We start from the raw sequence: 9,814 nt of genomic DNA, 5'->3' as shown, positions 1-9,814 counted from the left end.
GCAGCTTGCCGGGCTCACCGAGTAAGGTGCGCTCAGGCCCGACATCGTGAGCGTCGCCGCCTGGTTGCCGCTGTTCGTGAAGGTGACCGTCCCGCTACCCGCCGCACCACCCTTCTGCGCCGTCAGGCCAGCGGCGCCACTACCAGTCACCGCGATCACCGATTGCAGGCCCGTGCCGTTCAGTGCGGCAGACAGCGTCCCCGCACCCGTGCCGGTGCTCACGCTGCCGCTGCGTGCCGCGTTGGCCGTCGGCTGGAAGCGCACGGTGATTGCACAGTTGCCGCCCACCGGCAGCGAGCTGCCGCAGGTCGTCGAGACGAAGCCGAAGTCCGTGCCACTGACTGACGCAGCAGCCGGCACCGTCACGCTCAGCGGGCCGACGCCGGTGTTGGCGAGCGTTGAGGTCAGCGTCGGCGCGCTGCCGACGGCCACGCTGCCGAAGTCGACGGCACTCAGGCTGCCCGACGGCGCCTGGCCCGTGCCCGACAGCACCGCCGACTTCACGCCCAGCTCGGTGTTGATGTTCAGCCCGCCGCTGCGCGCACCAGCCGCAGAAGGCGTGAAGGTGACGCTGACCGTGCACGAGGCACCCGCCGCCAGGCTCGCACCGCAGGTCGTGCCTGCAAAGCCGAACTCGCTGCCCGACGCCGACGACACCGCCGCAGCGGTCGGCATCGTGATGTTGATCGCCACGCCGCCGGTGTTGCTCAGCGTCGCCGTGGCGCTGCTGCTCTGCCCGATCTGCGTGGCCGCAAAGGCCGGTGCGCTCAGCGTGACCGCCGGCAGCGTGCCGCGCGTCGCCGCCGCGTTCGGCGCCGTGCCGGCGCTCGCTCCGATCGCGGCCAGACTGTTCGGCACGACCCGATCCTGTGTCGAGCGCAGCACGCCACCCAGCACCCAGTTGTCGCCCGCGATGTTGTTGGCGGCGTAGTCGTGCTTCGTGGTTGCTGTGATGCTCTGCGCCACGTTCCCTGCTGCCGCCCCGGTGGTGACCGCCACCACCTCCTTCGGATCCCCGTTCTCGTTGTAGCGGGTCGTCACGGTCGTGCCGGGCAGCGCATCGCCGTTCAGCTCGCGYGCAGTCTTGCTGCTCTGGAACAGGTACGGCCGCTGCAGCCGCACCGTGGACGGCACCGGGCACGGCGCCATGACGGTCGCAGCCGCTTCGGCCGTGGTCGACGCCGAGGCGTCGCAATAGATGTTGGTCTCGCTCGCCAGCAGCACCGGCGATGCCTCGTTCAGCGAGCCGCGCCAGCTCTGCGCRCGCGCGGGCTGCCCGATGTAGGGGTGTGACAGCACGATCTGCGTCGACTGCGACAGGACGCTGCCGTCCGCTGCCGGCCGCTGGCTGCGCACCTCGCGGAAGCCGCGCGGKCCACGCCCGTCGTGCGCYGCCTTGAAGCCRCGGTAGCCGAACTCTTCGGACACCTTGCCGCTGCCSACRCCRCTGTCGCGRTCGACGGTCGCRACCACGTAGCCGGGCTGCACCGCATCGAACAGCGGRTACACCGCCGCATTGGCCGCATCCCCGCGATCGCTCGCATACCGGTCGCCGAKCCCRCCGCGGGCCGRACTGCCCAGCGATACCCAGCTGAGCGYCGTCTTGAGCCCKTCCGGCGAGGTCACGCTGGTCAGCAGGTCCGGCGGCARCGAGGTGCCCGCCTTCACGTACAGCTGGTTCGCCGTCGCATCCCCCGGCGTCGGCGAGGCCCGCAGCCGCAGGATCTCCACATCGCCYCGGCCGGTGAAATCCCCCGTCACGAAGGCGGCCGAGCTGTCGCTGTGCTGCAGCACGTCGCTCGCGGTGGTCAGGTTGAAGCTGCTTGATGGCGTGAAGGTACCGTCGCCGTTGCTCAGGTACAGCTTGTTCTGCGMSGGGTCRCTGCTCCACCACAGGATGTCGTCGCGGCCGTCGCGGTTCACRTCGGCGACCAGCATGTCGGCGCTCTTCTCRCCGTGSWKRCCRAGCGGCGGAGAACCCACCGAGATGTTGCCGAGGTTGTAGTTGGCCACCTTGAGCAGGCCGGTGGCGCCGGTCGACACCGACAGGCCCCACATCACGCAGTCGGTGCGCCCGTCGCCGTTGAAGTCGAGGGGTCGGTCGCAGTCCTGGCCGGCCCCGGAGATCGGCTCGAAGTTGAAATCCCCCAACGAGCGCCACGCCCGAATGGGCGGGTACAGGTTCGCGCCGGTGCCCAGCATGCCGGCCGTGGAGAGATCCAGATTGCCGTCGTTGTCGATGTCGACCAGATGCGACGGCTGCCCCAGCGCACGGTCGTCGACCATGCATCCAATGACAACGAGGGAGAGGTGTGTCGCCTTCGGCCCAGTGGGGCACTGGCAACCCGCGCGGCAGTGGTCTGCCGCTGCGGTGCGTGGAGTCTAGCGATGCGCTTGGGGATTTGTCACGTGGGGCCGAGCGAATTCATCAAGTTTGATGAGGGAAATTCGTACTGAAGGCGCACGTCCGCCTCAAGAAGCCCAACGGGGCTCTTGCCGCTTGACGCGCCTCTGGACGGGCCGCCCTCGCAGACGCCGATAATCCGCGCATGCTCTTTTCGCGCCCCCGCCTGCTGCTCACACCGCTGATCCTCGCGTTGCTGCTGGGTGCCGGCATCGCCGATGCCAAGCCGAAGAAACCGCGCGCGACGGCGCCGGTGCGTGACGACACCGTCCCCTACGGCCCCCGCGACGACGTGATGCGCTTCGGCGCCGAGCTGGCCGAGCGGCAGGGCCTGCCCGCCGAGTGGGTGCAGTCGCAGCTGGCCGAGGCGCGCTACGTGCCGAACGTCGCGAAGTTCATCATGCCGCCGCCGGCCGGCACCGCGAAGAACTGGGCCGCCTACCGCGGCCGCTTCGTCGAGCCGAAGCGCATCCGTGCCGGGCTCGCGTTCTGGCAGGAGAACGAGAAATGGCTCGCGCGCGCCGAGGAGCTCTACGGCGTGCCGGCCGAGATCGTCGTCGGCATCGTCGGCGTCGAGACGATCTACGGCCAGCAGATGGGCGGCTTCCGCGTCATCGATGCGCTGGCCACGCTGTCCTTCGATTTCCCGAGCGGCCGGCGCGACCGCAGCGCGTTCTTCCGCGACGAGCTGGAGCAGTTCTTCGTGCTGTGCCACAGCGAGAACGTCGATCCGCTCGCGCTGAAGGGCAGCTATGCCGGCGCGATGGGCATGGGGCAGTTCATGCCGAGCAGCTGGAACCGCTATGCGGTGGATTTCGACGGCGACGGCCGCGTCGACCTGCACGCGAGCGGGGCCGACATCGTCGGCAGCGTCGCCCACTACCTGGCCGAGTTCGGCTGGCAGCGCGGCATGCCGACGCACTTCGACGTGGCGGCACCGGTGGACGCCATCGACCGCGCGACGCTGCTGGTGCCCGACATCGTGCCGAGCTTCACGCCGCAGGAGTTCCTCGCGCACGGCGCCGGGCTGCCGGCCGCGGCGCGCGAGTTCGGCGACAAGCTCGCGCTGATCGAACTGCAGAACGGCGAGGCCGCGCCGAGCTACATCGCCGGCACGCCGAATTTCTACACGGTGACGCGCTACAACTGGTCGAGCTACTACGCACTGGCGGTGATCGAGCTGGGGCAGGCCGTGGCGGCCGTGCACCAGCGGCTGCCCCGCTGACGACCGATCAGCGGTTCTTGTTCAGCCACTCGATGAGGGCATTGAACAGCGGGTAGCGCGAGTTCTGATCGTTGACGCCGGCCCACACGAAATCGAGGTACACCTCGCTGACGAAGACGTCTTCCAGCGTGTCCGGGTTGGTCGCAATCAATTGCAGGTACGGCTTGTTGTCCTTCTGCACCCGCTTGAAGTTGACCCACAGGAACGGCTTGTAGGCCCGGTACAGCTTGTTCAGGCCGATCGGCTCGCTCAGGCTGGGCACCTTGTCCTGCAGGTTGTTGACGATCACCAGCTTCTGCAGCTCGTCGTAGTTCACGACCTGATCGAAGTACTTGACTGCCTTCAGCTGATTGACGCCGAAATCGCCACCGCCGGAGATGAAGGCCAGGCCCTTGAACGGCGCCAGCGGCATGGTCTTGGCCGTCACGACGGTTGCCTTCGAGATCGAACCGAGGTCGGACTTCAACAGCCCGGTCTTCTCGTCGACCGCAGCCACTTTCATCTGCGTGCCGCAGCCGGCGAGAAAGGAACAGATCAGGATCGCAAGGATGCGTTTCATGTTGGTGTGCAAGTAGGTATGGATGATGACGGCCGCCCTCCGCGGCCGGCAGCGATCCTATCGCAGGCCCGGTGCGTGGCCAACGAACGCACCAGGCGTTCAGCTGAACAGCCGCCGCGCCGCCGCCGTGCCGGCCGCCAGGTCGTGCGTCTCCAGCGCCTGGTACAGCTGCCCCAGTTCCCCGCCGATCGCCGCGAACCCTTCGGGCCGCAGCGGCTGCCCGTTGTCGTCGACGATCGCCGCATCCATGCCAAGCGACAGGGCCTGCGCACTCGCCTGCCACGCGATGAACGGCTCGGCGCGCGCATCGGTCTGCGGCACGTCGAAGCTCAGCGTCACGTCGCGCACCACCGACTTGTTCGGGTCGTCGGCGAAGGCCGCCTGCGGATCGAAGCTGAGCGTCAGCACCGGCGGCGCGCCCTCGTCGGCCGCCGGCAGCACCAGCCGGCCCGGCACCACGCCCGGCACGAAGCCGTGGCGCGCCGCATGCTGCTGGATGTAGCCCACGCTCCAGGCCGCCGAACGCGCCTGCAGGTGCACCGCGAGCTGCGCATCGTGCGCACCGGCGAAGGCATCGAGCTCGCGCGCCCGGGCGACCGCATCGAGCATGTCGGGGAAATCGGCCATCGCGCCGATCGATTCGGCGAAGGCCTGCAGCTTCTGCACGAACTCCGAGTACTCGATCTCGTTGACCGCGCCCATCCGGTTGGCCAGTTGCAGCCCGGCCTGGAATTCGCCATAGCGCTGGCCGGCGGTGGGCGGCTCCCACTCGCCGCTGTCGGCATTCAGGCCCTCGATCAGGAACGGCTTGCTGCCGGCGCGGCGCGTCGGCGGCAGGTGCGGCAGCACCGATTCGGCACTGACGGGGGACTCGAGCGTCAGCGTCGCGATCGCGTCGATCAGCGCATCGATGCGCACGCTGGTGCGGCGCACCGGCGGCGGCTGCAGCGCGCTGCCGAGGTCGATGCGCGCAGAAGGATCGTGGCCCGCGGAGACCGGCTGCGGCTCGCCGAACACCGGCTCGCGCGGTTCGGTGAGCTCGCGGTCAGCGGACACGGTGGACCCCGGCGGCGGCAACGCCTCCATCGGCCTCCGCGGGCCCGCCTTGCGCGCCTGCCATGCACCGTGCGCAATCACGCCGGCCAGCACGACGCCGCCCAGCGCGGCCAGCGAGACGGTCAGCGTGCTCAATGGAGCCCCTCGTCGAATGGGTACATTCGCCGATCCCCCGAGGGGATGCCGGCCGGCTTGGGAGCGGCCCGGCGCTCGGCCGGCAGCGCGCTTGCCATCAGGCGGCCTCGGCCAGGCTGACGGCCGCTTCCATGTCGACCGCGACGATGCGCGAGACGCCCTGCTCCTGCATCGTCACGCCGATCAGCTGCTCGGCCATCTCCATCGCGATCTTGTTGTGGCTGATGAACAGGAACTGCGTGCCCTCGGACATCTGCTTCACGAGCTTCGCGTAGCGCTCGGTGTTGGCATCGTCCAGCGGCGCGTCGACCTCGTCGAGCAGGCAGAACGGCGCCGGGTTCAGCTGGAAGATCGCGAACACCAGCGCGATCGCGGTGAGCGCCTTCTCGCCGCCCGAGAGCAGGTGGATCGTGCTGTTCTTCTTGCCCGGCGGCTGCGCCATCACCTGCACGCCGGCATCGAGGATCTCGTCGCCGGTCATCATCAGCTTGGCCTGCCCGCCGCCGAACAGGCTCGGGAACATGCGCCCGAAATGCTCGTTGACCTGGTTGAAGGTGCTGGCGAGCAGGTCGCGCGTTTCCAGGTCGATCTTGTGGATCGCGCCCTCGAGCGTGCTGATCGCCTCGTTCAGGTCGGCGTTCTGCGAATCGAGGAAGGTCTTGCGCTCGCGCGACGCGGTGAGCTCGTCGAGCGCCGCCAGGTTCACCGCGCCAAGCGCGGTGATCTCGCGGTTGATGCGGTCGATCTCGCCTTGCAGGCCGTACAGCTTGACGTTGTTGTCGGCGATGTTCTGCGCGAGCGCCGCGAGGTCGACCTCGGCGGCGGTCAGCTGCTCGAGGAACTGCGCGCCGCCGAGCTGCGCCGCCTGCTCCTCGAGCTGCAGCTTGGTGATGCGGTCGCGCAGCGGCTGCAGGCTCTGCTCGTGCGCCATGCGCTGTTCGTCGGCGCGGCGCAGGCGCAGCGTCAGGTCGTCGTACTCGCTGCGCTTGGCGCCGAGCGCGGCCACGCGGTCGAGCTTCAAGGCCAGCGCGTCTTCGAGCCCGACATGGGCTGACGCATCGGTCAGCTTCACCAGCTCCTGCTGCAGCTGCTCGAGCGAAGCCTCGTTCGACACCACCTGCTGCTGCGCCGTCTCGATGCTGCGCTGCAGCTCGCCGCGGCGGGCCRCCAGCGCGCGCGACGAGAACTGCGCCTCCTGCGCCTGGCGCTCCAGCGAGCGCAGCTGCTCGCGCGCGTCGGCAAGCTTTCGCTCGGCGGCGATCACGCCTTCGTCGAGTTCGGCATGGCGCTCCTGCGTGGTCGCGAGCTGCATGTCGAGCTCCTCGAAGCGTGCCTCGCCGGTGGCGCGGCGTTCATCGAGCTCCTCGAGCTGCGCATCGACCTCGCCGAGCTCGGCGTCGAGCTGCTCGCGGCGCGCGCKGGTCTGCTCGGCCTGCTGCGACAGGCGCAGCAGCTCGACATGCAGCTGGTGCGCACGGGTCTGCGTCTCGGCGGCTTCGCGGCGCGTGCCGACCAGGCGCTGYGACGCATCGGTGTAGGCGGCCTCGGCGCGCACCAGCGCGCTGCGCGACTCCTCGGCGATCAGYGTCTGCGCCTTCAGCTGGCGCTCCAGGTTCTCGATCTCCTGCGCGCGGGCCAGCATGCCGGCCTGTTCGGAATCGGGCGCGTAGAAGGCGACCGCGAACTGGCTGACCGCATGGCCCTCGCGGGTCATGATGACCTCGCCGTGCGTCAGCTTCGAACGCGCGGCGAGCGCCTCGTCGATGTCCGACGCGGTGTAGACGCCTTCGAGCCAGTCGTTGAGCAGCGCCTTCAGGCCGGAGTCGCCCAGGCGCAGCAGGTCGCTCAGCTTCGACAGGGTCTGGTGGGTGTTGGAGATGGCCGCTTGCGGGGGCGTGTAGAACGCGAGCTTGGCCGGCGGCGCATCGGTCGCGAAAGCGCGCACCGTCTCGATGCGGCCCACTTCGAGCGCGTTGATGCGCTCGCGCAGCGCGGCTTCGAGCGCGGTCTCCCAGCCGGTCTCGATGTGGATCTTCGTCCACAGGCCCTGCAGCCCTTCGAGGCCGTGCTTGGCGAGCCACGGCTTCAGCTTGCCTTCCGTTTGCACCTTCTCCTGCAGCGCGCGCAGCGCGTCGAGGCGGGCGCTCAGGTCAGCCTGGCGGCCACCTTGCGCATTGACCTGCTCCTGTGTCTCGCGGCGCGCTTCGTCGAGTGCCGGCACCTGCTCCTGCAGCTCGTGCAGGCGGGCATCGGCCACGCCCTGCAGTTCGTCGGCCGCGGCCGATTGCTGCTTCAGCTCGGCCAGGCGGGCCATGTCGGGCGATGCCAGCTGGCGGCGCTCGCCGTCGAGCCGTTCGCGGCGCGCGTTGAACTGGCGGCGCTGGTCGTCGAGGTTGCGGCTCTCGGCGGCCAGCACCTGGATCTGCTGCTGCACGCCGCTGACGGCGGTGCGCTGTTCGTTGCTGCGGTTCTGCGCGGCGCGCACCGCGTCTTCGACCTGCGGCAGGTTGCCGGCCTGCTCCTCGGCCTGCGCGGCCAGCACCTCGGCCTGCTCGTCGGCGGCGGCGATCTGCTCGGCGATCTGCTCCAGCTCGTCCTGGGCCTGCTGCGAGCGCTCGGCCCATTGCTCGCTCTGCGCCTTCAGTTCGGCCAGGCGCTGCTCGACGCGCTGGCGGCCCTCGACCACGTAGCGGATGCGTTCCTCGAGCCGGCTCACCTCGAGCGAGGCCTCGGCCAGCGCGCCCTGCGCGGTGTGCAGCTCGTCGCTCGCGGCGTAGTGGGCCTGGCGGATGGTCTCGAGCTCGGCCTCGCCGTGGCGCAGCTCGGCCATGCGGGCTTCGAGCCCGTTGGTGGCCTCCAGCACCTCTTTCTTGACGCGCTCCTGCTCGCTGGYGGCATCGCGGTGCTTCAGGAACCACAGCTGGTGCAGCTTCAGCGTGCCGGATTCCTGCAGGCCGCGGTAGCGCGACGCGACCTCGGCCTGCTTCTCCAGCTTGTCGAGGTTGGCGTTCAGCTCGCGCAGGATGTCTTCGACGCGGGTCAGGTTCTCGCGCGTGTCCTTCAGCCGGTTCTCGGTCTCGCGGCGGCGTTCCTTGTACTTGGAGACGCCGGCCGCTTCTTCGAGGAACAGCCGCAGCTCTTCGGGCTTGCTCTCGATGATGCGGCTGATGGTGCCCTGGCCGATGATCGCGTAGGCGCGCGGGCCGAGGCCGGTGCCGAGGAACACGTCCTGCACGTCGCGGCGGCGCACCGGCTGGTTGTTGATGTAGTAGCTGCTGGTGCCGTCGCGGGTGAGCACGCGCTTGACGGCGATCTCGGTGAACTGGTTCCACTGGCCGCCGGCGCGGGCGTCCTCGTTGCTGAACACCAGTTCGACGCTGGACCGGCTGGCCGGCTTGCGGTTGCCGGAGCCGTTGAAGATCACGTCCTGCATCGATTCGCCGCGCAGTTCGCTGGCCTTCGACTCGCCCAGCACCCAGCGCACCGCGTCCATGATGTTGGACTTGCCGCAGCCGTTAGGCCCGACCACGCCGACCAGCTGGCCCGGCAGCTGGAAGTGCGTCGGTTCGGCAAATGACTTGAAGCCCGACAGCTTGATGGAGTTCAGACGCATGGAGAGCAGTCCCGGCGGGCCGCGGCGGAGGGTGCCACGAGTCGCCTAAGTCATTGATTTATTTAGGGAATTCCACGCGTACGCGGACTTCTGGCGAGGCGCGATGATACCATCGCGCCCTCTTGCGGCTGCCCGCCGAAACCCTCTCAAAACGTGACGCCCCCTCCATGGCCAAGTTGTCCAAGTTGTCCGCGAAAGTCGCCCCGCCCACCACCCCGCTGCGCATGCGCGAGGCGCCGGCCAAGCCGCCGTCGATGCCGAGCAAGCAGCTCGACGTGTTCCCGAACCCGAGCCCGAAGCGCGACTACGCGATCCAGTTCCAGGTGCCGGAGTTCACCTGCCACTGCCCGCTGACCGGCCAGCCGGATTTCGCGCACTTCACGATCGACATGATTGCCGACAAGCTGTGCGTCGAGCTGAAGAGCCTGAAGATGTACATGTGGAGCTACCGCAACGAAGGCGCGTTCCACGAGAAGGTCACGAACGACATCCTCGACGACATCGTGAAGGCGACCGACCCGCGTTTCATCCGCATCACGGCGAAGTGGTACGTGCGGGGCGGGATCTACACCAACGTGGTGGTTGAGCACCGCAAGAAGGGCTGGAAGCCGCAGCCGGTGGTGCAGATGCCGGCGCATGGGGCGGAGTCCGGGCTGCTCTGAGCGTCGCGGCGCGGCGCGGCGGGTGAGGGGATGGGCTGGGGGCTCAGCCTCGGCGGTCGGCCCTGGCGGGCCGACTCCACGGAGAAGCTCGGCTTTGGGGATGCATCGGCAAACTCCCTCCACTCACTTCGTTCGTTGTGGTCAAACAGTGCCGATGAGT

Annotated in this window: 6 protein-coding genes; 2 read left to right on the top strand and 4 right to left on the bottom strand. The window is 69.0% G+C overall.

What is annotated here, in order from left to right; genetic code table 11:
* Positions 1-2,286: choice-of-anchor D domain-containing protein (locus AC1D1T_RS26040; protein ID WP_477992770.1), on the bottom strand; the 2,286-nt coding region annotated here is incomplete at its 3' end.
* Positions 2,287-2,549: 263 nt separating this feature from the next.
* Between AC1D1T_RS26040 and mltB the strand changes: the two genes are divergently transcribed.
* On the top strand, positions 2,550-3,629 hold the full coding sequence (gene mltB / locus AC1D1T_RS26035) for a lytic murein transglycosylase B (protein WP_477992769.1): 1,080 nt from the start codon (positions 2,550-2,552) through the stop codon (positions 3,627-3,629).
* A gap of 7 nt (positions 3,630-3,636) precedes the next feature.
* Here the strand turns inward: mltB and AC1D1T_RS26030 are convergent, their stop codons facing one another.
* The 3 genes from AC1D1T_RS26030 to smc all read right to left on the bottom strand — a co-directional run bounded on the left by AC1D1T_RS26030 (position 3,637) and on the right by smc (position 8,992).
* A complete protein-coding gene (locus AC1D1T_RS26030; RefSeq protein ID WP_477829293.1) occupies positions 3,637-4,188 on the bottom strand; it encodes a hypothetical protein in 552 nt (183 codons plus the stop codon).
* 99 nt (positions 4,189-4,287) lie between these two features.
* Entirely contained in the window at positions 4,288-5,379 is a 1,092-nt protein-coding gene (locus AC1D1T_RS26025; protein WP_477992768.1) for a cell division protein FtsZ, read from the bottom strand.
* Positions 5,380-5,476: 97 nt separating this feature from the next.
* On the bottom strand, positions 5,477-8,992 hold the full coding sequence (gene smc / locus AC1D1T_RS26020) for a chromosome segregation protein SMC (RefSeq protein ID WP_477992767.1): 3,516 nt from the start codon (positions 8,990-8,992) through the stop codon (positions 5,477-5,479).
* Positions 8,993-9,216: 224 nt separating this feature from the next.
* On the opposite strand from smc, the gene queF reads away from it, so the two are divergent.
* Entirely contained in the window at positions 9,217-9,654 is a 438-nt protein-coding gene (gene queF, locus AC1D1T_RS26015; protein WP_047513485.1) for a preQ(1) synthase, read from the top strand.
* Positions 9,655-9,814 lie beyond the last annotated feature (160 nt).

The sequence above is a fragment of the Rhizobacter sp. P2_H3 genome (assembly GCF_056403355.1).
The sequence above is the reverse complement of the archived record's forward strand: the minus strand, read 5'-3'. Positions and strand labels throughout refer to the sequence as shown.